Source organism: Kribbella albertanoniae, assembly GCF_004348455.1.
GTDB classification, from domain to species: domain Bacteria; phylum Actinomycetota; class Actinomycetes; order Propionibacteriales; family Kribbellaceae; genus Kribbella; species Kribbella albertanoniae.
Map to the genome: position 1 here is coordinate 1 of NZ_SMKA01000007.1, position 23221 is coordinate 23221.

Sequence of the window (23221 nt, forward strand, 5' to 3'; positions counted from 1 at the left end):
CCCTTCACCTTGTCCCTTCTCCCCTCGAAATTTCAGGGGAGAACCAGCACATTGAGGGGATATCCGGGCTCTTGCTCGGTGTGCAGGTTCTGTACGGCGGCGGTCGTGGTGGCGCGCGTCGCTCGGATGCGCCCGGTCTCCTACGGCGTCGGTGTGCGGGTTCTGTACGGCGGCGGTCGTGGTGGCGCGCGTCGCTCGGATGCGCCCGGTCTCCTACGGTGGCGGTTGCCCGCCCCTGCGGCCGGTTTACAGATGGGTGTGGCTGGGCGAGCGCCTGGCTGGGCGAGCTGGCGAGGCCGGCAGGCAGAGGCGGAGGTCGGCGGGCAGAGCTGGAGGCCAGCGGGCAGAGGTGGAGGTCGGCGGGCAGGGGTCAACGAGGCTTGGGGCGGACGGGTTGTGGTTGCTGCCGGTGGTGACGAGGCGTGTCGCGGACCCGTCGCGGGTGGTTCGAGGCAGCGCGGGTTGGTTGGGCGTGCTGTAAACGGCTGTCCGGGCGCGGCTGGGGAGTCCTACCACCCGAAAACGACGGGCAGAACTCCCCAACCCCCGCAGCAACCAGCCGAACAGCCGAACCGCGTACACCAACTGGGGACCCCGGACACCCGACCAGGTGTCCGAACTCCCCAGTTGGTGACCGCAGTACGCCAGCTCACCTGCACGCGGCCCAGCAGAGCGCCGTACCGCAACGTCCGAAGCACCCGCACACCAGGCCCTCCGGATCGTCGGACGCTAATCACCGCCCGGAGCTAACGTCCGAAGGACACGCGCGCCTGGTCTCCGGATCGTCGGACGTTAATCACGGCCCCGGCTAACGTCCGAAGGACGCGCGCGCCTGGTGTTCGGATCTTCGGACGTTGTGACGGGCAGGACGGGCACACGCCGGACAGGAGAACCAAGAATGAGGGGAGGAACGGGGGTCCGACGATGGAAGCAACGTTCATGCTGCCGCCGGGGTGGCGGTCCGTCGGCGCTTGCCATCCGCAGGGTGGGTTCACTCGACGCGGCACGTCAAGCAGGGCGGGCTGGGCGGTTCCGGAGTTGTGTTCCTAACCACACCCTTACGCGAGGGGTGAGACGAGGGATGCCCAGGGGGCGACCGGGGAACGTACTCTGGGGTAGCCCCCCAGGCAGGGTTCGTTGCCGAACCCCGCGCCCCCGCCCGGCATAGGCCGGAAGACCGCAGGAGCACCAGATGTCCGGATCCAAAGTTGTCGCGCTCGGCCACTACCAGCCGGAGCGAGTGCTCACCAACGCCGAGCTGGCGACCATGGTGGAGACCAACGACGAGTGGATCCAGAGTCGCGTCGGCATCAAGGAGCGCCGGATCGCGGCGCCGGACGAGCAGGTCGACGAGATGGCTTGGCGGGCTGCCGACAAGGCGCTGGCCAATGCCGGTATCGACAGCAGCGAGATCGACTACGTCGTGGTCGCCACCTGTACGGCGATCGACCGCTCACCGAATATCGCCGCCCGGGTCGCCGCGCGGCTCGGCCTGGCGCACCCGGCCGCCCTCGACATCAACACCGCCTGCTCGGGTTTCGCCTACGCGCTCGCGACCGCCGATCAGGCCATCCGGGCCGGCGCCGCGACGAAGGCGATCGTGATCGGCGTCGAGAAGCTGAGCGACTGGACCGACTGGACCGACCGCACAACTTGCGTGCTGATCGGTGACGGTGCCGGGGCGGCTGTGCTGGTCGCCAGCGACGAGCCGGAGGTCGGCCCGGTCGTCTGGGGTTCGGTGCCGGAGATGTCCGACGCCGTACGGATCGAGGGCCGCGAGGGGAAGTTCCAGCAGGCCGGGCTGAGTGTCTTCCGCTGGGCCACCACGCAGCTGCCGGAGATCGCTCAGCAGGTCTGCGAGAAGGCCGGACTGAAGCCCGAGGAGCTCGGCGGCGTCATCCTGCACCAGGCCAATCTGCGGATCATCGAGCCGCTGGCCAAGCGCCTCGGCGCGGTCAACGCGGTGGTCGCCAAGGACGTGGTCGAGTCCGGCAACACCTCCGCGGCGAGTATCCCGATCGCCTGGTCGAAGTTGGTCGAGAAGCGCGAGATTCCGTCCGGCGCGCCGGTGTTGTTGTTCGGATTCGGCGGCGGTCTCTCGTACGCCGGACAGGTCGTCCGTACCCCCTGACGCGGCAGGCGTCAACCGCTTCCGGAGCCCGTCCACGCGGGAATCCGGCATTGCACGGTCCAGATGCACGAGCGCGTGCACGCGCAACTGCAAGTTCAACCGGACCGAGGGTCCCCGCGAAGGTGGTCCGCGGGGACTTAGCACCCATGACCCGCGGACAACCGCATAGACTCACCTTCCGTGGCCCCGAACTCCGACAAGAACAGCACCGGCGCCCGGATGCGCGCGACCCTGATGGCAGTGGCACCCGGTACCGAACTGCGTGAAGGCCTGGAACGGATCCTGCGGGGCCGGACCGGCGCCCTACTCGTCCTGGGACACGACAAGGTCGTGGACTCGATCTCGACCGGCGGTTTCGAGATCGGCATCGAGTTCACCGCGACCGGTCTGCGCGAACTGAGCAAGATGGACGGCGCGATCGTGCTCGACCGCGATGCCACCAAGCTGATGCGGGCGGCCGTGCACCTGATGCCGGACCCGTCGATCCAGACCGACGAGACCGGGACCAGGCACCGCACCGCCGACCGGGTCGCCCGGCAGACCGGCTTCCCGGTGATCTCGGTGTCGCAGTCCATGCACATCATCGCTTTGTACGTCGACGACCAGCGTTACGTACTCGAGGACTCCGGCGCGATTCTCTCCCGGGCGAACCAGGCGCTCGCCACCCTCGAGCGGTACAAGCTGCGTCTCGACGAGGTCTCCGGCACCCTGTCCGCGCTGGAGATCGAGGACCTGGTCACGGTTCGAGACGTGGCCGCGGTCGCGCAGCGGCTCGAGATGGTCCGCCGGATTGCCACCGAGATCGACGGCTACGTGGTCGAGCTCGGCACCGACGGCCGCCTGCTCACCCTCCAGCTGAACGAGTTGGTCGCCGGAGTCGCCGGTGAGCGTGAGCTCGTCGTCCGCGACTACCTCCCGCCGGCCAGCGGTCGCAAGGCCAAGACGGCGGACGACGTACTGCTCGAGCTGGACGCGGTCAGCCCGACCGACCTGCTCGACATCGGCCAGGTCGCCCGCGCCCTGCAGCTCGGCGGCGCCGAGCAGTTGGACGCCGCGGTCACCCCACGCGGCTACCGCCTGCTCGCCAAGGTCCCCCGCCTCCCTGGCGCCGTCATCGACCGCCTGATCGAGCACTTCGGCCACCTGCAGAAGCTCCTCGCCGCCAGCATCGACGACCTCCAAACCGTCGAAGGCGTCGGCGAGAACCGCGCCCGCACAGTCCGCGAAGGCCTCTCCCGCCTAGCCGAGTCGAGCATCCTCGAGCGCTACGTCTGACCCGCGGTGTCAGGCGATGGTGAAGGCTTGCGAGACTGATTCGCGGCCGGAGAACTCGGCCTTGACCACGTAGGTCCCTGGCTTGGCCACCGGTTGTCCGGGGAGGCAGCCGGGGCCGGAGCGGTGTCCGTTCCAGACCACGGTGCTGGCAGCTTCTTTGCCCTTGGCAACGACTAGCGTGGCCTTCGGAATCGCTTGCCCACAATGGCCTGTGGTCCAGATCAGGTCCGCGCCGGAGGTGACCGAGACGGTCAGCGAGTCCGGCTCGACAGTTGCCTTGCACTCGTCAGAGACGGCGTCCAACCGAACGACGAAGTTCAGCGCCGCGCCGGAGGTGACTCGGCGAGCAGCCGGCATCACCTCGACCCGGACATTCGACGCGGAGCACTTCACGTCCTCGGGCGGCGTCGTCTTCGAAGACTTCTCGGTCGGCTTGTCACTGGTCTTAGCGGTCGGCGTCTTCGACGGCTTGACCGACGGTTGTGGTGTCTGCGACGTCTGCGGGTCGCCGACAGCCGCTGACTTCTTCGGGTCGCCACCACCGGGGAACAGCTGAAAGATCAGGAAGAACAGCAGCGCCAAGACGAACAACACCAGTCCCCGACGGAACCAGTACACGCTGGCGGGCAGGTGCCCGACCGGATGGAGCAGGCTGCTCATGCACGCACCCTAATATCGGCTCTGTGCTCTACCAGTCAGGCTCGCCGCTCGCCTCTCTCCACACCTCTGTTCTGGAGTGGTACGACGCCAACGCGCGCGTACTGCCGTGGCGGGATCCCGCAGCGGGTCCCTGGGCAGTCATGGTGAGCGAGTTCATGCTGCAGCAGACACCGGTCGCGCGCGTGCTCCCGGCGTACCAGAGGTGGTTGGAGCGGTGGCCGAAACCGGCAGACCTGGCCGCAGAGCCGCCAGGTGAGGCTGTGCGGGCCTGGGACCGGCTCGGGTACCCCCGACGCGCCCTGCGGCTGCACGCGGCAGCACAGGCGATCGTGGAGCGCCATGGTGGAGAGGTGCCGGACGACCACGCCGCACTGCTCGCTCTGCCCGGTGTTGGCACCTACACCGCCGCTGCGATCGCCTCGTTCGCGTTCGGGCAGCGGCACGCAGTCGTGGACACCAACGTCCGCCGAGTGCTCGCCAGAGCCCTCACCGGCGTCGCACAGCCGACCATCTCCCCCACTGCGGCCGACCAGCGCCTGGCCGTCACAGCGCTCCCGGAAGACGTCCGCACCGCCGCCCGCTGGGCAGTGGCGTCCATGGAGCTCGGTGCGCTGATCTGCACAGCCCGTACGCCGAGATGCGGCGACTGCCCGATCCGCAGCCAGTGCGCGTGGGTGCTGGCCGGCAGTCCGCCGTACGAGGGTCCGCCGCGCAAGGGCCAGACCTACGAAGGCACCGACCGCCAAGTCCGGGGCCGGCTGCTCGCCGTCCTGCGCTCCGAGCACGGCGCCGTACCGAAGAAAGCACTCGACGCCTGCTGGCAGGACCACGTCCAACGCGAACGCGCCCTCGACGGCCTGGTAGCCGACGGCCTAGTCGAGCCGCTACCTCGCAACCAGTACCGGCTACCTACCTAAGCTGACCCACACGCAAAGGCCGGCTCGCACCAAGCGAGCCGGCCTTTTGACGTCGTACTTAGTTCTTCTTGCTGCCGGTGGTGGCTTCGGCGTCGTCGTCGGCCAGCAGGTCGAGCGGCATCGCGGGCTGGCCGGACAGCGTCGCCAGCATCTGGCGGACGTTGGTCAGCTGCGCGTTGATGCTGTCCCGGCGCTGCGTCGCGGCCGCGAGCTCGCGCTCGGACTCGGCGCGGATCCGCTCGGACTTGTCCTTCGCGGCGGCGACGATCTCCTGAGCCTGACGGTTCGCGTCGGCCAGCTGCTGCTGGGACAACCGCTCGGCCTCGGAACGCGACCGGTCGGCCTCCCGCTGCACCTGCGCAGCGCGGTCGGTGACGGCAGCCAGCTGCTGCTCGGCGAGCGCCGTACGGGCAGCGAACTCCTGTTCGACCTTGCCCCGGCGCTCGGCCAGGGTGGTCTCGAAGGCGGCCGCGGCCTGTGCGGACTTCGCACGCTCCTGCTCGTAGAGAGCCTGCGCCTCAGACCGGCGGGCGGTCGCGTCGCGCTCGGCCTCGTCGCGCATGTCGTCGGCCTGGGTGCGGGCCTCCTCGAGGATGCGAGCGGCCTCCGCGTCCACCTCGCTCTTCCAGTCCAGGGAGTACTGCTCGGCCTCCTTGCGGACCTTCTTCGCGTGCGACTCACCGTCGGCGACGATCGCCTCGGCGTCGGTCCGCGCACGGGTCACCAGGTCGCGGGCCTCGTCATCGGCCAGCGACAGGATCTTCGCGACCCGCTCACCGAACTCGGTGAACGTCGGGGCACGGTCCTTGTTGTCCTCCTGGGCGGAGATAACGGCCGATTCCGCGGCGTCGGTGCGCTGCTGGAGCTCCTGGACGTGCCGCTGGAGCTGCTCGGACTGCTGCTGCAGAGCGGTCAGCGAGGTGGTCAGCTCACGGATGTGCTGATCCACCTGAGCGGGCTCGTAGCCACGCAGAACGGTACGGAACGGGGTTGGGCTTTCACTGCTCATGTTTTCCGATACTCACTTCGATGGGTGGGTGGATCACACATTGTCACTGACAAGGATCTGACTGTCACGTCCTCATCCTGATTCCCCCGTGGAACCCTCACTGGAAGACATTCCACCACCTGGGCGGAACCCCGGTACAGCGAGTGCCTCGATCACACCCGAAAGCTGGGTGAGCTCCTTGGTGATCTCGTCGCGGCGCTGATTGAGTGCCGCGACCCTCGCCTCGGCATCGGCGAGTAGTTTACGGGCCTGCGCGCGCAGTTCGTCCGCATGCTCGCGGGCCTGGGCCTCGAGCTGCTGAGCTTCGGCGCGGGACTTGCGAATCAGCTCATGCGACTGACGCTGGGCGTCGGCGAGATCCTTGGCCGCGCGTTCGCGCAGAACCTGGGTGCTGGACTGGGCTTCGGTCTCGCGGCGGGTGGCCCGGTCGACGATCTCCTTGGCCTCGAGCTCGGCCGCGGCCTTCACCCGATCGGCCCGGGCCTGCGCCTGCGCGGTCACCTTCTCGGCCTCGTGGCGCGCCGTCGACAGGGTCGCCTCGGCCTGCGAGGAGGCGGAATCCAAGGTGTGCTCGGCGAGCGCGGTGAGTTCGGCGTTCTCCTTGGCGATCGCTTCCTGGGTCTGCTTGAGCCGGCTGGTCGAGCGGCTGACGACGCGGCGCAGATGCGCCCGCTTCTGCAGCAGCAACTCACTGGCCTGCGCAGCGGCCTTCTCGCGAATGCTCTGCGCCTCGGCCTCGGCGGTACCGATCAGGTCGTCAACGGTCTTCTTGCTCCACAGCGTCTGCTTCTCGGCCTCGGCCAGCGCCGTCTCGGCCGCCTTGTTCGCCTCGTCGACGATCCGCTGGGCTTCGCCAGTCGCATTGCGACGGTCGGCCTCGATCGAGTCGACGACCAGCTTGGCCTGGGCCCGCGCGTCGGCCATCAGCCGCTCGTTGGACAGCTCGGCCTCGGCCTTGCGCTCGGCGATCTCGGCCATCGCCTCGGCCCGGACCTTGTCGATTTCCAGCGAGATCGCGGCGAGTTTGGCCCGCTCGGTCTCCTCGAGCTCGGCCGTCCGGCGCTCCAGCTCGGCCCGGTTCTCGCCGCGCAACCGCTCGATCTCGGCATGCGCCGCGGCGATCTGGACCCGCGACTTCTCCCGGGCTGCCTCGACCTCGCGCTCGACCGCGGCCCGCAGCTGGGCGGCCTCGCTCTCGGAGCGAGCGATCAGCTCCGCCTCGTTCTGTACGGCGGCCTGCGACACCAGCGCGGCCTGCTCACCGGCATCGGCCACCAGCTGCTGTGCCTCGCGGCCGGCCCGGTCGACCATCAGCTCGGCCGCTTCACGCGCCTCGCGGGCCGCCACCAGCAGCTCGTCGGCCTCGTCCTTCACCCGAGCGGCCTCGGACTCGGAGCTTTCCTTCAACCGGGCAGCCGCAGATTCAGCCTCGTGCTTGACCCGGGCGGCCTCGGACTCGGCCTCGGCCTTCACCCGGGCGGCTTCGGCCTCGGCACCCTGGATCCGGCGGTCGGCCGCGGCCTGCGACTCGGCCCGCAGCTGGTCGGCTGCCGCCTGGCTCTCGGTTCGCAACTGCTCGGCGGCCGTTTCGGAGTCGTGGCGCCGCTTGGCCACTTCGTCCGCGACCGTCGCGCGCAGTTGCTCGGCCGCGTGTTCGGCCCCTGCGGTCATCCGCTCGGCGAGGGTCGTTGCCTCGGATCGGACGCGCTCCGCCTCGGCCGTCGACTCGGCTCGGAGCTTCTCGGCCGCCTCCGCCGCCTCACGCCGTACCCGGTCGGCCTCGGCGGTGGACTCCGCCTGCAGCCGCTCAGCGGCCTCCTGGGCCTCGGACCGGACGCGTTCTGCCTCGGTCTCGGACTCGACGCGCAGCTGCTCGGCCGCGCGATCGGCGTCGTTGAGCAGGCGCTGCGCCGAGGAGGTGGCGTCCGCCCGCAGCTTCTGGGCCGCTGCCTCGGCCGCGGCCCGGAGCTGCTCGGTCTCGGTCCGGGCGCGCTCGGCCTCCTCGCGGGCCAGGTCGTTCTCGTACTCCGCCTGCTCGCGCAGGGTGTCCGCGATCCGCTGGGCCCGCTCGAGCACCCCGCCCGCTTGCCGCACACCAAAGGAACCGGTGTCGACGACCGGTTCCTGGGTCAGGGGCAGACGCGGCGCGTCCATGCGACGAGATGATTCCATCCTCGGCCCCCTTTCCGACAGTCCGGGCTCCATCAACGTGGTCACAGGGTTACAACGCGGTACAGGGGTGCGAGGTAACTTCTTTTTCATGCCGCTGCGCGATCTGCCCACCGAACGGCAGGCGGCAGCAGCGCTGATCCGTACTGATCTGCTCACGCATCGTAGGACCATACGACGTACCGGCAAACCTGGTGTAGTGCTTGCGTGTCTTGCGGCCGGCGCGCTGTTCGCGGTTCTGCTACCAGGCCGGACCGGCACAGGCTGTTACCTCTGGCGGGCCAGCATGCAACCGGTCGGCGGCCGGTCCGCGGCCCTCGTCCTGCCGGTCGTGATCGTGCTGCTGATCCTCGTGGATCGCTTGTCTGCCGAGAGTTTCGGGCTTCGGCGGCAGGTCCGCGGATGGGGTACGGCGATGGTCGCGGGGGTCACCATGGTGGCCTGGACCGGATTCGTCCAGCAGGGTCGGTCGACCTGTTCTTTCTCACCGGCTGTGATCGGCACACTGGCCTGCGGGACCATCGCCACCGCAGTCGCCGGGTACTGGGCAACCCAGTTGCTCAGGCGTCCGATGACGCCTCGGCCAACACTTGGGAACGACTCGCCGAACCCGTCCGCTGAGCCGCTGAATCAGTCCGAATTGCGGGCACTCTTTGTCCGAATGATCGATCGGACCGAGAGTTGGACCCCGATCCGGGGCCGGATGATGCCGTTCGCAACCGGCACTCTCGCCGTACTGGTCGTCCTCTCAACTGTCCTGCCGTGGCGTGAGCTCCGGGATCCGGTCGCGGTCGGTCTCCCGGACGCCGGGCTGATCCGGGTGCAGCTCTGGGAGATCCCGTCGGCCCGGAGCTGGGCGCTGCTCCTCTGCGCGCTCGCCGTCGCGACCCTGGCCACTCAAGGCCTTGTACGACATCTGGCGGCCGTCGCGTGTGGCGCCGCCACCGTGGCTGGGCTGGCGGCGCATCTGCTGTGGCTGCCACCGATACTGCCGAACGGCGTCGGGTATCGCTCAGGCGTCGGCGCCTGGACCGCTCTGGTGCTGGCTGTCCTTCTGATCGCCACTGGGCTGATCGGTGGCCGGCTGGTCGTTTTGCTCGGCGGAATCGGCGCAGTGGCCGGACTGCTCATTCCGTCTGCGACAGGTACGACGTACCGGCCGGAGACGACTGCGGGTGTGCCGCACCGGATGCTGGACCTGCACGGCAGCCAGCTGGTCGATCGGCTCGGGATGCGCGTCGCCATCGGCACATCTGATCCGCTCGACTCGTTGGCGAGCACTCTGGACGGTTCACCCGGGCAGTGGCTGCTGGGGCGGACAGGTTCGGAGAGCTCAACAGTCTTCGCGTACGACGGCGGTGTCGCCCTGCCCCAGGTGACGTTGAACCACGGTCCCACCGCACCGGCCCTGTGGGGTGTCACCGAGAACCACCTGCTGTTGCTGGCCGGTGGAGCGCGCGGGAAGCCCTGGGCGGTCCTGTCCGTCCCACTCGACCTGGCGCAGGCGGATATCAGCCTCAGCCACAAGGACCCCGACGGCAAGTACTACGTGACTCCCGGAGTAGAGGTCCTTGCCTCAGGCGTCGGTCCGGGGCTGAGCCATCGCAACGCGGACCGGTCGATTGTGCTGTGGGGTGGTTCGACCACTTGGCAGATCCCGGCCAACCAGCTCCGGCCCGGCATGCGGTTGCAGGACTTCGTGATCAACCCAGGAGCTGGTGCACCAGGTAATGCGGTGTCCAGTGGCCCAGACGGTACGACGGTCTGGCGCACGAGCGGGACCGGTCTGGCGATGGCACGTCCAGGCGGAGCCACTCAGCAGCTGACCGGGGTGGCGCCAGCGGGCTGCCTGTTGAGCAAGGATGCTGCCAGCTCCTCGATGACAGTCGATGCGTTCGCGGTCGATGTCCGCGGCAACATCTGGCTGGGCGGTGGTGCGCCGACCTCCGTGATCACACCGGACGGCGTACTGCGCAAGCTGCCCGGAGGCGCTGACGGTGTTAGCAGTATCGAGGCACGGCCGGACGGGTCGGTGCTGCTGGGGACTGCACCAGGTGGCGGTGGTCAGATCCTGCAGATCCCAGATGCGGCGAGCGCAGCCTCGACGTACCCGGCCGCACCCGAACCGGAGCCGCGCTGCGACCGACGGACACCAGCACGCGGTACGACGAACTTCCGGGCGACCGTACTGCCGCCGGTCGAGACTGTGGACCCGCAGCAGGGTTCGCCGGGCGTGAGTACCCAGCTCGGTCTCGACGCAGCCGGGAAGCTGGTGCGGATCCGGCTGCCGCTCGCTGCCCACGACTGGGCGCCCGACGGTCAGGGCGGAGTGTGGTGGACCCTTGCGGATCCCGACCGCGCCGTACACCTAGTGCGTGGCCGAAGCACAGTGCACCGCGAGCTGAACCTCTACGGACCGGACGGCGTACGACGGGTTGTGGTCAACGGTGAACTCCGGCCGCTCAGTGATGCGCCCGGGACCTGGTTCGCCGGACCCGATGGCAAGCTCTGGGGGTACGACGCTGTGCACCTGCTGCGCGTCGAGGCCGGCCGGGTCACTGTGCTCGCAGGTCCGGGGCAGGGTGTGCCGCAGGCTGCAGACCAGGTGACGGTGATCGGTCAGGCGCTGTACTTCCAGCTGGGTAACGATGTGGTCCGCTTGGACGTCGCCCGATGAGCACGCTCCCGGATGAAGAGCTGCCAATCCGTCTGGCGGCTGCCGAGCAGCAGCTGGCCGTCAACGAGCACCGGTGGTTCGCCCGGGCCGGAGTGCTCGCCGCACTGGCCACCGGCCTCACGCTGCTGCTGCCATGGACCTACAGCCGTCGACTCGGCCTGTCGGTCTGGCAACTGGGCATCGAAACCCAGCCACAGCTAGCCCTCACCTGGCTGGTCGGTCTGGTTACCACCGTCGCGTTGCTGGTCCTCAAGCCCGGTCACAAGGCGCAGGCCGCGGCCGGCATCGTCGCAGTCATCACTCTGCTCTTGCTGGCCGGTGCGCACCAGGCAGGTCAGGTAGAAGCCCTGGGCGACACGTGGCCCGGGCCCGGACCAGCCATAGCTCTCGTGACCACGGTCTGCTGGCTCGCGGCCACCACGGCCCACCTACTCAGCCAGCGCACCGGCCACAGCACACCGACCCCGGCAACCATCACCCGCACCATCAACCAGCTCCGGCGCCGCGAACCCTGATCAGACCTGGACCGCCGGTCTGCGTTCGAGGCGACATTCCAGGCGGGTGGCCAGAGCGCCGTACCCGGCCTCGAAGGCGACGTCTCGGGCTCGGCGGAGCAGACGGTCGGCCCGGCCGGGCTGTGGTGCGCAGTCAGCCAGGCCGGTGAGGGCTTCGACGATGCCCAGGGGGTGATCGCGGTCCTGGCTGAGGCGGAAGGCCAGCTCGAACTGTTCGGCAGCCGGCTCTCCACGGCCGGCGCTGAGCAGGCTGCGGCCCAGGTGCAGCCGCGCGTCGACCTCGTCGAGGTGGGTGCAGTTGCCGATCGCCAGCGTCAGGGCCTGCTCGTGAATCTCGACAGCCAGCTTGGTGCGGCCGAGGCGGCGGTGCGCCTCACCCTGGTGACACAAGGCGTAGCTCATCGAGAAGTCCAGCTCGTGCGCTGCGGCCAGGCGTTGCGCAGCACGTGTCGCTTCGAGGGCCGGCAGCGGGTTGTCTTCCGCGAGACGGCAGACGGCGATGCCGTTCAGCAGCTCCGGTTCGAGTCGCTCGTCACCGATCTCACGCGCCAGATCCAGCGCCCGCTCGTAGTACTCCAGCGCCATCGCAAACCCATGCTGCCGAACCGCCAGTGCAGCAAGGCGTCCCAGCGTCTCGACGACCGCTTCGCGATCCCCGGCCAGATGCGCGAGCCGCAACGACGTACGCAGCAGATCGGCATGACTCGACGACGGATCCAGCGTGCCCTGCGTGTACCCCAACGATCCCAGGATCCGCGCTCGCAACCCCGGCTCGTCCTCCGGCGCCAACTCCGCGGCCCGGCGCAGGTCGCACAATCCCTTCTGCGGACCACAACGGAACTGCCCGAAGTTCCCGCGCAGGAACAGCAGTCGCGCTTCACCGACCGCGTCCTGCTGCCGCACGGCAGCAGCCAACCCGATCGTCAGTACGGCGTCCAGCTCGTCCAGCCTGCTACGACCATGCAGGTAAGGGGCCAGCACCAACGCGAACCGCACCGCGGCCGCATCCTCAGCAACCTCCAACGCAGCAAGCAAGTTCGGCCGCTCGACGTCAGCCCAGGTCGGATCAGGCTCCGGCCCGGCCGCCGTCAGGTAGTACTCGACAAGCCGGCCGACTGCCTTCGCGTCATCGGCAACCTCCGCGGCATACCCACGCAGCAAGTCGTGGAACTCGTACCGCCCCGGCCGCGGCCCCAACAGCAAGCTCGCATCCACGAGGCTCTCCAGCAGCACCTCAGCCGCCGGTACGTCGATCCCGGCCAGCGCCGCGGCAGCGTTCGCGTCGAAGTCCTTGCCAGGGAAGAGCCCGAGGCAAGCGAACATCCGGCGCTGATCCTCGGGCAGATGCTCGTACGACACCGCGAACGCCGACCGGACCCCGTTCGAATCGCCGTCGAGCTCGCGTAGCCGGCGCCGTCCGCGCAGCCGTTGGTTCAGGTGCTGCATCGACCAGGCCGGCCGATGCCGCAACCGCGCGCCCGCTATCCGCAACGCCAACGGCAACCGCCCGCAGTGCTCGGCCAGCTCGCGCACCGCGGACTCGTCGCCACCATGCCGATCCGGCCCGGCGATCTCGATCAGCAAGGCCGTCGCAGCGTCCATCTCCAGCAGGCCGAGGCCGAGCCGGCGCTTGGCATCCAGCTCGACGAGCAACCGCCGGCTCGTCACCAGCACCGCACAACCCGATGCCCCCGGCAACAATCGCCGTACCGTCTCCGCCTCCGGTGCGTTGTCCAGCACGACCAGCAACCGCAGTCGCGCCGACTTCGACCGCCACAACGACAGCCGGTCCTCAAGGCAGCCAGGAATCTGATCCGCCGGTACGCCGATCCCGCGCAGCAGGTGGTCGACCGCCTGCTCGGTCCCGAGTGGCTCGCGCCCCGGCGTGTGCCCGTGCAGATCGACGAACAACTGACCATCCGGGTACTGCGCCGCCAGCAGGTGCCCGGCCTGGACCGCCAGCGCGGTCTTGCCGATGCCCGCCATCCCGTCGATCGCGAACACCGGCGGCGCGGATCCGGCAGTCGCCCGCAAGGCGGCAACCACCTCGGCCAGCTCCGCAGCCCGGCCGGCGAACGCAGCCCCGCCGTACGGGAGTTCGTTGCGCGACGGCACCGCAGGCGCCTCTACCTGCAGCAGCGTCTGCTGAGCAGCGCGCAGTTCGGGGCCTGGCTCAATCCCGAGCTGTTCGACGAGCGTCCGGCGTACTCGCTGATAGGTCTCGAGCGCCTCGGCCTGCCGACCACTCCCAGCCAGCGCATTCATCAGCAGTACGGCGAACCGTTCGTCGAACGGATGGTCGGCAACCAGACTGATCAGCTCGGGAATCGCCTCGACATGCCGGCCCGCGGCGAGCTGCAACTGGATCCGGGTGCCGAGCGCCTTCTCGCGACGCTCGGCGATCCGGCGGCGCTGTCCAGCCAGGTACTGCCCCGGCAGACCGCTCAACGGCTGACCGCGGAACAGCGCCAACGCCTGATCATGCAGTGCTAGCGCCTGCTCCGGATCACTGTGCAGACCAGCAGCCCGCACGGTCGTCTCGAAGCGCTCCAGATCAAGGACGCCAGGATCGAGCCGCAACACATAACCCGCCGTCGTCCGCTCCAGCCGCGCATCCGGCGGCAGCGACTTCCGGATCCGGTACACGTACGTCGGTACGACCTTGATCCCGGTCGGCGGCGGATCGTCGTCCCACACCAGATCGAGCAACTGCTCCGGCGTCAGCACCCGGTGGGCATTCAGCGCCAGCACCGCGAACATCGCCTGCTGCCGCAACGGCCCGACCGAAATCTCCGCATCACCGCTGCGGACGGTGAGCGGCCCGAGCAGATCGATCCGGAGCCCCGACGGCATCTTCGCAGTGTAGGAGCGTAATTGCCCGGCTACCCAGATCCGGACACCTTTCGACCACCGTCGAATAGCTCCTCACAGATGCGCAGGAAAACCCGCACGGTAGCGGCCGGGAGTCGTGCCGATCAAAGCGGTGAAGGCCTCGATGAAACCACTCGGATTCGACCAGCCACAGGCATGAGCGACCTCGGTCGTGGTGCGGCCGTCGGCCAGTAGAACGAGCGCGTGACAGATGCGGAGCTGTGTTCGCCACTCGTAGAACGTCATCCCGAGTTCGTCGTGGAACAGCCGGCTGAGAGTCCGGGCTCCGGCTCCGACAATCCGCCCGAGCTCGCCCAGCGGTCTGTTCTCGGCGGGGTCCTCGGCGAGGATCCGGGCAATGGCCCGCAGCCTGTCGTCGGTCGGTGCCGGCAGGTGCAAGGGTGGCTCGTCGGCTTCGCAGAGCTCGTCGACCAGGACACGTCGGAGGCGAGCCTCGGCACCGGCGTCATAGCTGTGCTCACTCGTGAGCGCGAGGATGACTTCGCGGGCCAGAGCGGAGGCGGTGAAGACCACCGGATGCTCGGGCACACGGCGAGCCAGCGAGACCGGCAGGAACAGAATCCGCATGTCCGTCGTGCTGTGCGCCCGATGCGCGTGCTGGAACCCGGCCGGCGTCCAGGCAACCCGGTTGGCCGGCACGACCGACGTACCGCGGACTGTTTGCACGGACAGTACGCCGCTGGCGGCGTACACCAGATGGCCCTGGGCGTGGGAGTGCAGTGAGCTGGTGCCGCCCGAGCGCCAGAGGTGGACGCCACCTGACGGCCACAGCCGGGACGCCTCGGGAGTTTGGCGTGCATCGGGCATAACTTGGCATCCTATCGGTGGTCGGCCAAGGCCGGCAGTAGCGACTGTGGACGCATGATGCGAGCTGCGGTGTGTGTACGGGCCGGTGGGCCAGAGGTGCTGGAGATTCGGAAGGTCCCGATTCCGGCCGTTCCGAGCGGGTGGAGCCTGATCGAGGTCAAGGGTGCGGGCCTGAACCGTTCCGAGCTCAGGACCCGCCAAGGACACTCGCCGAGCGTGACGTTCCCGCGCATCCTCGGGATCGAGTGCGTCGGCGTCGTGGCGGAGTCGGCCGATCCACGACTGCCCACGGGGACCACGGTGGCGGCCGTGATGGGCGAGATGGGCCGCGCGTTCGACGGCGGCTACGCGGAGTACGCCGTACTGCCGAACGACCTGCTGATGCCGATCACCACGACTCTTCCGTGGGAGGTGCTCGCGGCGCTGCCCGAGACCTATCTGACTGCGCAGGGCTCGCTGGATGCGCTGAGGATCGCGTCCGGTGACCGGCTGCTCATCCGTGGTGGGACCTCGTCGGTCGGGATGGCGGCGGCCGCGATCGCCACTGCCGTCGGCGCCGAAACCGCAGCCACTACTCGATCGCAAGCCAAGGCCGGCGCCCTGCGCACCGACCACGCCTTCGTCGACGAGGGCGGGTCGCTCCAGGCCGCCGTACGGGCGTTGTGGCCCGAGGGGCCCGATCACATCCTCGATCTGGTCGGCGCCCGGACCGCGCTCGACTCCCTGGCGCTCGTCCGTCGCGGCGGCACCGTCTGCATCTCCGGCTCACTGAGCGGCTGGCTCATCCCCGATTTCGAGCCGATCGCCGCCATTCCGTCCGGAACCAGACTGACGTCCTTCCACAGCAAGGACATCGCGGGTAACACCCGAGCCCTTCAGTACATCGTCGACCAGGTCGAGGCCGGCGCCTACCGGCCCACTGTCGACCGCGTCTTCGGTTTGACCGAGGTCGCCGCCGCCCACCAGCACATGGAGTCCGACCAGGCCGTCGGCAAGGTCGTCATCGTTCCCTGATCGGAACGACGAAGGGCCCCACGCCGGAGCGTGGGGCCCTTCGCTGACTAGCTGTGTCTTACGAGTCCTGCAGACCCGAGGTGCCACCGGCGGCGAGGTCGGTCAGCTCCAGGTCGGAAGCGCCGGCCTTCGGCGTTCCGGTGAAGGTGAAGTACTCGCGCAGGCCGTCGGCGTCGACGGTGTCCTCCGGGGCGACGTCGACCAGGACGATCTGGCCGGGCCGCAGCTCCCCGAACAGGATCTTCTCGGCGAGGACGTCCTCCACGTCGCGCTGGAGAGCGCGGCGTAGCGGGCGGGCGCCCAGGACCGGGTCGAAGCCACGGTCGGCGACCAGTGCCTTCGCCGCCGGCGTGAGCTCGATGCCCATGTCCTTGTCCTTCAGGCGCTCCTCCACCTGGGCCAGCATCAGGTCGACGATCTTGACGATGTCGTCCTTGCTGTGCTGGTGGAAGACCACGATCTCGTCGACCCGGTTCAGGAACTCCGGGCGGAAGTGCTGCTTGAGCTCCTCCGTCACCTTGGACTTCATCCGCTCGTACGAGCCCGAGGTGTCCGCGGTCTGCGAGAAACCGAGGGCCCCCTTCGAGATGTCCTTGGTACCCAGGTTGGTGGTCATGATGATGACCGTGTTCTTGAAGTCGACCACGCGGCCCTGGGCGTCGGTCAGGCGACCTTCGTCCAGGATCTGCAGCAACGAGTTGAAGATGTCCGGGTGGGCCTTCTCCACCTCGTCGAACAGCACCACGGAGAACGGCTTGCGGCGGACCTTCTCGGTCAGCTGGCCACCCTCTTCGTAGCCGACGTAGCCAGGAGGCGAGCCGAACAGCCGGGAGGCCGTGTGCTTCTCCGAGTACTCCGACATGTCGAGGCTGATCAGCGCGTTCTGGTCGCCGAACAGGAACTCGGTCAGCACCTTCGACAGCTCGGTCTTACCGACACCGGACGGGCCGGCGAAGATGAACGAGCCGCTCGGGCGGCGCGGGTCCTTCAGGCCGGCGCGAGTACGCCGGATCGAGCGGGACAGCGCCTTCACCGCGTCGGTCTGGCCGATGTAGCTCTTGGCCAGCACCTTCTCCATGTCGAGCAGTCGCGAGGACTCCTCCTCGGTCAGCTTGAAGACAGGGATACCGGTCGCGGTGCTGAGCACCTCGGCGATCAGCTCCTCGTCGACCTCGGCGACGACGTCCATGTCGCCGGCCTTCCACTGCTTCTCCCGCTCGGCCTTCGCGTTGATCAGCTTCTTCTCGTCGTCGCGGAGCCCCGCGGCGCGCTCGAAGTCCTGAGCATCGATCGCCGACTCCTTCTCCCGGCGCACGTTCGCGATCTTCTCGTCGAACTCGCGCAGGTCCGGCGGAGCCGTCATCCGGCGGATCCGCAACCGGGCGCCGGCCTCGTCGATCAGGTCGATCGCCTTGTCCGGGAGGAACCGGTCGGAGATGTAGCGGTCGGCCATCTGCGCGGCGTTCACCAGCGCGGCATCGGTGATGGTCACCCGGTGGTGCGCCTCGTAGCGGTCGCGCAGACCCTTGAGGATCTCGATCGTGTGCGCGATCGAGGGCTCGGCGACCTGGATCGGCTGGAAGCGGCGCTCCAGCGCGGCGTCCTTCTCGACGTACTTGCGGTACTCGTCGAGGGTGGTCGCACCGATGGTCTGCAGCTCCCCACGGGCCAGCATCGGCTTCAGGATGCTCGCCGCGTCGATCGCGCCCTCGGCCGCACCGGCCCCGACGAGGGTGTGGATCTCGTCGATGAACAGCACGATGTCACCGCGGGTGCGGATCTCCTTCAGCACCTTCTTCAGGCGCTCCTCGAAGTCACCGCGGTAGCGGGAACCCGCCACCAGGGCGCCGAGGTCGAGGGAGTAGATCTGCTTGTCCTTGAGCGTCTCCGGGACGTCACCACGGACGATCTGCTGAGCCAGACCCTCCACGATCGCCGTCTTGCCGACACCCGGCTCACCGATCAGGACAGGGTTGTTCTTGGTCCGCCGGGACAGCACCTGCATGACCCGCTCGATCTCCATCTCGCGCCCGATCACCGGGTCGAGCTTGGCCTCACGAGCGGACTGGGTGTAGTTCCGGCCGAACTGGTCGAGCACCAGGGAGCTGCTCGGAGCACCCTCCGCGGGTGCACCGGTTGTCGTGGGCTCCTTGCCCTGGTACCCGCTCAGCAGCTGGATGACCTGCTGCCGGACCTTGTTCAGGTCCGCACCGAGCTTGACCAGGACCTGCGCTGCGACACCCTCACCCTCGCGGATGAGGCCGAGCAGGATGTGCTCGGTGCCGATGTAGTTGTGACCCAGTTGCAGGGCCTCACGCAGGGAGAGCTCCAGCACCTTCTTGGCGCGGGGGGTGAACGGGATGTGCCCGCTCGGTGCCTGCTGCCCCTGGCCGATGATCTCCTCGACCTGGGAGCGGACGGCCTCGAGCGAGATACCCAGGCTCTCGAGAGCCTTGGCGGCGACACCTTCACCCTCGTGGATCAGGCCGAGCAGGATGTGCTCGGTCCCGATGTAGTTGTGGCTGAGCATCCTGGCCTCTTCCTGAGCCAGGACGACTACCCGACGGGCGCGGTCCGTAAATCGTTCAAACATCGCCAAAGCGCTCCTTGCCTCAGAGGAGTCGGACGTGCCGTGTGGGCCGACCCCCGTACATGCATGCTAGTCCCCGGTACCGACAAGCTCGCTCTGGGCGAACAAACAATCACTGTTGGATCGGACACCCGGGCGGCATCACAAGGGAACAACCCCACGGATCTCCAGGGTGTTCCCGCCTGACCACGATCGGACAGCATGTTCGCCACCAGCGAATTCCTGCTGGATGGCTGCCCGGTCAGGCACTCCGAGGACCACCTGTCGTGACCGAGATGTCCGCATCCTGAAACAACCGGAATGCGGACGGTCCCGATACTCCAAGAGTACCGGGACCGCAAGACCTAGCTGAAATTACTTGGCTTCGTTGTACGCCGCACGCACCTCGGCCGAGATCCGGCCGCGCTCGCTGACCTCGTAGCCGTTCTCCTTGGCCCAGGCCCGGATGTCGGCGGAGTCCGACGCGGACCGGCCGCGACCGCGGGCCCGTCCGGCGGCACCGCGGCGACCGGCCACCCGGCGGGCCGAGCCGACGTACCCGGCGAGGGCGTCGCGCAGCTTGGCGGCATTCTTCTTGGAAAGGTCGATCTCGTACGTCGTCCCGTCCAGCCCGAAAGTCACGGTCTCGTCGGCCTTACCGCCGTCGAGATCGTCCTCGAGGACCACCTGCACCCTTTGCGCCATCGATGACAATCCTTCCTGCACCCGTCACCGGGCACAATCCCTGCCGAATTGTTTGCACCTGATTTGTACCGCACAAACCACCCGCTTGTCATTCTCCGTGCGGAATGTTCCGGAAAGTTGTGACGCCCACCTCGTGACCTTCCGTATTCAAATAGCCCCAGAAAATGCAGTGGGCCGCGGATGTGCTATGCAGCATCCGCGGCCCAGTTGCACGAAATCTCCCGGATTCACTCCGGCCGGAGCAACGGGAAGAGAATCGTCTCCCGTATACCGGCACCGGTGTAGAGCATGATGAGCCGGTCCAGACCCATCCCCATCCCACCGGCCGGCGGCATCCCGAACTCCATCGCGCGCAGGAAGTCCTCGTCGAGTTCCATCGCCTCGGGATCACCGGCGGCGGCCAGCAACGACTGTTCCACCAGGCGATCCCGCTGGATCACCGGGTCGTTCAGCTCCGAGTACGCGACCCCGAGTTCGACCCCGTTGACGAACAGGTCCCAGGCCTCGACCAGGCCGGGGATTTCCCGGTGCGGCTTGGCCAACGGCCGCGCCGACTCCGGATAGTCACGCACAAACGTCGGCTGGATCAGGTCGTGTTCGCACAACTTCTCGAACAGGTCGACGGCGATCTCACCGGCATTCCGGCCCGGCTGCAGCTCGACCTCGTGCTGCTCGGCCAACTTCAGCAGGGCCGGCAGGTCGGTGGTCTGGTCGACACTCTCGCCGACCGCTTCGGACAGCAGCCCGAAAAGCGTCGCGTGCCGGAACGGCTGGGTGAAGTCGATCTCCTGCCCGTCGCGCGCGGTGACCGTCGTCCGCCCGATCGCCGCCCCGGCGTTCCGGATCAGCTCCTGGATGAGTTCGGCCATCGTGTCGTAATCGCCGTACGCCTGGTACGCCTCGATCATCGAGAATTCCGCCGCGTGGGTCGAGTCCAGCCCCTCGTTGCGGAAGGTCCGGCCGATCTCGAAGACCCGGTCGACCCCACCGATCATCGCCCGCTTGAGGTCGAGCTCGAGCGCGATCCGCAGCTTCATCTCCTGGTCGAACGCGTTCAGGTGCGTGCTGAACGGCCGCGCCGCGGCACCACCGTTGGTGAGCTGCAGGACCGGCGTCTCCACCTCGATGAAACCATGCGCGTCGTACGTCGCCCGCAGCGACTTCAGTACGCCGGCCTTGGCCCGGACCATGTCCCGGGCCTCGGGGCGAACGATCAGGTCGACGTACCGGAGTCGGACGCGCGCCTCCTCGTTCAGCGGCTTGTGCTCGTTCGGCAGCGGGCGCAGCGTCTTGGCGGCCATCTGCCAGCCGGTCGCCTGCACGGACAGCTCGCCGCGGCGGCTCGTGACGACCTCGCCCTGGACGGCCAGCAGGTCGCCGATGTCGACGAGCTGCTTGAACCGGGCCAGCTCCTCCTCGCCGAGGTCGGCCAGCGACAGCATCACCTGCAACTCGGTCCCGTCGCCCTCACGCAGCCGGACGAAGCAGAGCTTGCCGGTGTTCCGCAGGAAGATGACGCGCCCGACCACCGACACCTGCTGGCCGGTCTTGGTGTCCGGCTCCAGCTCCTGACCGTCGTACGTCGCGCGCAGGTCCTTCAGCAGGTGCGTCCGCGCTACCGAGATCGGGTAAGGCTGCACTCCTTCCGCCAGCAGGCGGTCACGCTTCTCCCGGCGGACCCGCATCTGCTCCGGCAGGTCGTCAGTCGGGTCCACGTGTGTATCAGTCATACGCCAAGGCTAGTGACTGACCACCTCCACCACCGAATCCTTTGTTCTGACCACGAGTACGGCGGCCACCCCCGCCCCGATCACACAGGCCGCTCCGCAGGCGAGGAAGGTCATCCGCGGGCCGAGCACGCCGCTGAGCAGCCCACCGAGCGGTAGCGCAATCAGGCTGAACCCCCGGACCGTCCCGGACAGCGCCGCGACCACCCGGCCACGGACCGCCTCGGCAACTCGGGTCACGATCAGGGTGCTGGTGGCCGCATTCAGCATGCCGCCCCCAGCTCCGGTGATGACTGCTCCGACGATCAGCAGCACCACACCGTTCGCCACGCCCATGCACGCCGTACCCAGGCCGATGCCGGCCATCCCGGCCAGTACGGCGCGCGCTCGGGAACTGGATGCGGTCAGCCGGCCGCTCCCCCAGGCGCCGAGGATCGCACCGGCGCCCTGAGCAGCCAGCACCCATCCGTAGCCGGCTGCGTTCAATCCGACCTCGTTCGTGACCAAGAAGACCTCCGCCACGTTCACCGCCTCGCCCACCAGGACGAACGCCCACAGGCACGCGACCAGCACCCGGAGCAGGGGATCGCCGAGCAGTGCACTCAGCCCGGCGCTGAAGCCACCGGGCTCCCGGGCGACACCAGGCACCGGCCGGCGCCGTGTGCGCACCAGACCGGCCACCACTGCCAGCAGTCCAAAGGTGGCCGCATCCACCAGCAGCGCATCGCGGCCACCGATCCACTCGACCAGAACACCTCCGACCGCAGACCCGACGAGCATGGCAACACCAATCAGCGCCTGACTCGTACCCGTCGCTCGGCCGACCAGGTCCTCCCCCACGATCCGCGGGATCAGCGCACCCCAGCACGGCCCGGCCACCGCCTGCCCGATCTGCAGCACGCACACCAGCCCCACGGTGCTCACCAGGTCGTGACTGAACGCCAGCGCCACACCGGCAACGGCCTGCAGCGAGGTCGCGCAGACCAGCACCACGCGCGAGTCGTAGCTGTCCACGATCCGCCCGGCCACCGGAATCATCACCACGGTCGGTACGGCGAACGCCAGCAGCAGAACCGTGATCGCCCCGGGCCCGCCGTACTCCTTGACCCGGAGCATCAGCGCGACCATCGCGATCGCGTCCCCGGCGTACGACAACGCCCGAGCCGGCAACACCAACCGAACGTCCCGCTGCGACCACAACGAACTCTGAAGGGTTTGCTTCACAAATGTGAAGTAAACCCTTCACATCTCCATCCGTCAACCCCGCCACCTTGAGCACCCCTCAACCACTCCGCGCGGCCACCCAGGACCGAACCGTGCCCAAGGTCGCGACCCCGCGGCACCTTGAGCACCCCTCAACCACCCGCCGCGCGTCAGAACGGTCGAACCGCTCCCAACGTCGTACCGGCTCTCGCCCCGCGACCTTGAGCACCGATCAACCATCTGACGCGGGCACGCGTGACTGAACCGTGCTCAAGGTCGGGGCGGGGCGCCACCTTGGGCACGGGTCGACCACTTTTCGGGGGTGCGGGTGGTTGAGGGGTGCTCAAGGTGGGCGCGGTTAGGGTGGCGGGGTGGCCGAGAAGACGCAGGTGGTGCTGACGGATCCGCGAGCGATCCGGGCGCTGGCGCATCCGGCGCGGCAGGTCGTGATCGACGAGCTGTACAACGGGCGGGTGCTGACTGCGACCGAGTGCGCGGAGCTGGCCGGGCTGACCCCCTCGGCGATGAGCTACCACCTGCGAGCGCTCGAGCGGTGGGGCATCGTGGAGCGCGCCGACGAGTCCGCCGACGGCCGGGAGCGCCCCTGGCGAGCGCCGGCGCGGGGGCTCGTAATCCCGTCGCAGTCGACGCCGTCCGGGCGGCTGGCGAACCAGGCGATGATGCGGGTCGCGGTGGACCGGATGCTCGAGCTCTTCGCCGACATGCCCGGGGACGACCCTTGGGACGACGTCAGCGCGATGAGCCGGTCCCGGCTGTGGCTGACGCACGAGGAGACCGGGCAGCTGATCACCGAGCTGCAGGAGCTGGTCGACCGCTACCGGAAGGGCCGCACCAAGGCGGACCACCCCGCGGACGCCCGTGCGGTCCACACGATGTTCACCGTCGTAGCGGCCGGAGAGGCACCGAAGGCCTGATTTCGGCCCAAAGTAC

General features: G+C 68.5%; 16 protein-coding genes. 7 read left to right on the forward strand and 9 right to left on the reverse strand.

Features of this window, described 5'->3' with window-relative positions; genetic code table 11:
• Window positions 1-1192 precede the first annotated feature (1192 nt).
• A complete protein-coding gene (locus E1261_RS03425) occupies window positions 1193-2131 on the forward strand; it encodes a beta-ketoacyl-ACP synthase III (protein WP_132401654.1) in 939 nt (312 codons plus the stop codon).
• Between the two features lie 219 nt (window positions 2132-2350).
• Window positions 2351-3406 carry a DNA integrity scanning diadenylate cyclase DisA gene (gene disA / locus E1261_RS03430; RefSeq protein ID WP_132401854.1) on the forward strand — a complete coding sequence of 352 codons (1056 nt, stop codon included), beginning with the start codon at window positions 2351-2353 and terminating at the stop codon, window positions 3404-3406.
• 9 nt (window positions 3407-3415) lie between these two features.
• On the opposite strand, the gene E1261_RS03435 is transcribed toward disA, so the two are convergent.
• Window positions 3416-4066 carry a hypothetical protein gene (locus E1261_RS03435; RefSeq protein WP_132401657.1) on the reverse strand — a complete coding sequence of 217 codons (651 nt, stop codon included), beginning with the start codon at window positions 4064-4066 and terminating at the stop codon, window positions 3416-3418.
• A gap of 23 nt (window positions 4067-4089) precedes the next feature.
• On the opposite strand from E1261_RS03435, the gene E1261_RS03440 reads away from it, so the two are divergent.
• Complete coding sequence (locus E1261_RS03440) at window positions 4090-4983, forward strand: A/G-specific adenine glycosylase (RefSeq protein WP_202874278.1); 894 nt, start codon at window positions 4090-4092, stop codon at window positions 4981-4983.
• A 58-nt stretch (window positions 4984-5041) separates the two neighbouring features.
• Here E1261_RS03440 and E1261_RS03445 read toward each other — a convergent pair whose 3' ends face one another.
• Both E1261_RS03445 and E1261_RS03450 read right to left on the reverse strand, forming a co-directional pair.
• Window positions 5042-5992 (reverse strand): DivIVA domain-containing protein, encoded by a 951-nt coding sequence (locus E1261_RS03445; protein WP_132401660.1) that lies wholly within the window; start codon window positions 5990-5992, stop codon window positions 5042-5044.
• A gap of 72 nt (window positions 5993-6064) precedes the next feature.
• Entirely contained in the window at window positions 6065-8146 is a 2082-nt protein-coding gene (locus E1261_RS03450; protein ID WP_132401662.1) for a kinetoplast-associated-like protein, read from the reverse strand.
• A 106-nt stretch (window positions 8147-8252) separates the two neighbouring features.
• On the opposite strand from E1261_RS03450, the gene E1261_RS03455 reads away from it, so the two are divergent.
• Window positions 8253-10838, forward strand: coding sequence for a hypothetical protein (locus E1261_RS03455; protein ID WP_132401665.1), 2586 nt, complete (start codon window positions 8253-8255; stop codon window positions 10836-10838).
• Window positions 10835-11353, forward strand: coding sequence for a hypothetical protein (locus E1261_RS03460; protein WP_132401668.1), 519 nt, complete (start codon window positions 10835-10837; stop codon window positions 11351-11353). Before E1261_RS03455 ends, E1261_RS03460 begins: the two co-directional genes overlap by 4 nt.
• Here E1261_RS03460 and E1261_RS03465 read toward each other — a convergent pair whose 3' ends face one another.
• Together E1261_RS03465 and E1261_RS03470 are read right to left on the reverse strand one after the other, a co-directional pair.
• Window positions 11354-14206 carry an AfsR/SARP family transcriptional regulator gene (locus E1261_RS03465; protein WP_132401671.1) on the reverse strand — a complete coding sequence of 951 codons (2853 nt, stop codon included), beginning with the start codon at window positions 14204-14206 and terminating at the stop codon, window positions 11354-11356. It abuts the gene before it with no gap.
• A 72-nt stretch (window positions 14207-14278) separates the two neighbouring features.
• On the reverse strand, window positions 14279-15052 hold the full coding sequence (locus E1261_RS03470; protein WP_132401674.1) for a helix-turn-helix transcriptional regulator: 774 nt from the start codon (window positions 15050-15052) through the stop codon (window positions 14279-14281).
• Between the two features lie 54 nt (window positions 15053-15106).
• On the opposite strand from E1261_RS03470, the gene E1261_RS03475 reads away from it, so the two are divergent.
• Window positions 15107-16066, forward strand: coding sequence for a zinc-binding dehydrogenase (locus E1261_RS03475; protein WP_202874279.1), 960 nt, complete (start codon window positions 15107-15109; stop codon window positions 16064-16066).
• Between the two features lie 58 nt (window positions 16067-16124).
• Here E1261_RS03475 and E1261_RS03480 read toward each other — a convergent pair whose 3' ends face one another.
• The 4 genes from E1261_RS03480 to E1261_RS03495 all read right to left on the reverse strand — a co-directional run bounded on the left by E1261_RS03480 (window position 16125) and on the right by E1261_RS03495 (window position 22291).
• The gene (locus E1261_RS03480) at window positions 16125-18659 is read right to left on the reverse strand and encodes an ATP-dependent Clp protease ATP-binding subunit (RefSeq protein WP_132401676.1); all 2535 of its coding nucleotides are present in this window, start codon (window positions 18657-18659) and stop codon (window positions 16125-16127) included.
• A 351-nt stretch (window positions 18660-19010) separates the two neighbouring features.
• On the reverse strand, window positions 19011-19340 hold the full coding sequence (locus E1261_RS03485; RefSeq protein WP_132401678.1) for a histone-like nucleoid-structuring protein Lsr2: 330 nt from the start codon (window positions 19338-19340) through the stop codon (window positions 19011-19013).
• Between the two features lie 227 nt (window positions 19341-19567).
• Window positions 19568-21070, reverse strand: coding sequence for a lysine--tRNA ligase (lysS, locus tag E1261_RS03490; protein WP_132401681.1), 1503 nt, complete (start codon window positions 21068-21070; stop codon window positions 19568-19570).
• Between the two features lie 9 nt (window positions 21071-21079).
• Window positions 21080-22291 carry an MFS transporter gene (locus E1261_RS03495; protein WP_132401684.1) on the reverse strand — a complete coding sequence of 404 codons (1212 nt, stop codon included), beginning with the start codon at window positions 22289-22291 and terminating at the stop codon, window positions 21080-21082.
• Window positions 22292-22641: 350 nt separating this feature from the next.
• Between E1261_RS03495 and E1261_RS03500 the strand changes: the two genes are divergently transcribed.
• Entirely contained in the window at window positions 22642-23205 is a 564-nt protein-coding gene (locus tag E1261_RS03500; protein ID WP_132401687.1) for a winged helix-turn-helix domain-containing protein, read from the forward strand.
• The last annotated feature ends 16 nt before the right edge of the window (window positions 23206-23221 follow it).